The 1,552-nt window shown below is 39.6% G+C and carries 2 protein-coding genes; one reads left to right on the top strand and one right to left on the bottom strand.

Translation table 11 applies throughout. The features are described from left to right. Positions 1-1,142, top strand: a 1,142-nt coding sequence (locus Q0F04_RS11860) for an ATP-binding protein (protein WP_295753549.1), incomplete at its 5' end; no start/stop codon positions are given. A gap of 115 nt (positions 1,143-1,257) precedes the next feature. On the opposite strand, the gene Q0F04_RS11855 is transcribed toward Q0F04_RS11860, so the two are convergent. After that, positions 1,258-1,552: PD-(D/E)XK nuclease domain-containing protein (locus Q0F04_RS11855; RefSeq protein ID WP_295753547.1), on the bottom strand; the 295-nt coding region annotated here is incomplete at its 5' end.

The following is a 1,552-nucleotide window of genomic DNA, read 5'->3' as shown; positions in this document are numbered from 1 at the left end:
TCAATGATCAGGGGAACATCATCGGCATAACAGATCCAGTGAACGGATGCCTGAATCTGGAGAATAAGATCAACGACAGTCTCAGTCCTGTGCCGGAGTTCCGTCTGGAGATACAGGAAAATACGATCGTGCTCACTGTTTATGAAGGCAGGTATAAGCCTTATCTCTATAAAGGTAAAGCTTATAAAAGAAATGATTCTTCTACAGTTGAAGTGGATCGTCTGGAATATAACCGGTTGATTCTGGAGGGCTGTAATCAGACTTTTGAGGAGATCACTTCATTCAATCAGCAGCTTACTTTTGCTAAATTGGAAACAGAATTTATCCGGGTGATGGGCATTGAGAAGATCAATAAAGATATTTTAAAAACTCTTGAACTGTATTCTGATCAGAGTGGGTTCAATAATGCAGCTGCACTTCTTGCTGATGATAATCAGTTTACGGGAATAGATATCATACGTTTTGGTGATACCATAGATGAGATCATGGACAGGGAATCACTGGAAAATATTTCCATACTTTCTCAGTTGGAAAAAACACTTCAGATGTTCCGAAAGTATTATCAGTATGAAAAAATAGAGGGAGCCGAAAGGAAATGTATTGACAAAATCCCGGAAAAAGCCTTCAGGGAAGCAATAGCCAATGCTCTGATCCATCGAATGTGGGATATCCCGGCATCTATAAAAGTCAGTATGTATGCGGACAGGATTGAGATCAGTTCTCCGGGAGGGCTTCCTGCCGGAATCAGCGAAGAGGAATACCTGAATGGTCAGATATCCATACTCAGAAATCCTATTATCGGAAATGTGTTCTTCCGGCTGAAATATATTGAGAAATTTGGAACCGGAATCATGAGGATCAATCATGCTTACAGGAACGCACTGATAAAACCATCGTATCAGTGTTTTTCTAATTCTATCAAAGTAATTCTTCCTGTTATAAGGGAAAACTATGACCTGAACGAAGCCGAACAGATACTGGTCAACATCCTTAAGGGAAAAGAAAAAATGTCAAGATCAGAAATTGAGAAAGCAGCAGAAATGGAAAAGAGTAAAGCAGTACGTACTCTGAACAGCCTGATTGAAAAGAAAATCCTGAAAAAAACAGGTGCAGGCAGGGGAGTCAGATACACCTTGAAATAGCAGAAAGCAATATAAGGATAAGATTAATTACCCAAATGGATTATTTCACAGTAGCTTTTTTTTAATCACGTGTCTAACTCATCACTGAAGTAACGAGAATGCGACGCGCAGTTATTCAATTTGATAAAATTTCTATCTTACACTGATGTTCTTTTGTCTCTCTGTCATAGCTAATCCCAACACCCAGGATTTTTCCTGTATAGTTTCTGTTTTCCCCTAATTTCCCCCGGAAGCGGAGAATATAATCTTTATCCCTGATCTGCTGTATTGCCTCTTCAGGGGAACTATCCACTTTTAATTCAAGAATGATGCAGGGTTCTGAAACATTCCATGGATAGAAAATAAAATCAACATAGCCCTTTCCCGCCTTATCTTCACGTTCGATCCGGTACTTATTTCGTGCCGACAGA

The sequence above is a fragment of the uncultured Holdemanella sp. genome (genome assembly GCF_934772795.1).
Classification (GTDB): Bacteria; Bacillota_I; Bacilli_A; order Erysipelotrichales; family Erysipelotrichaceae; genus Holdemanella.
The sequence above is the reverse complement of the archived record's forward strand: the minus strand, read 5'-3'. Positions and strand labels throughout refer to the sequence as shown.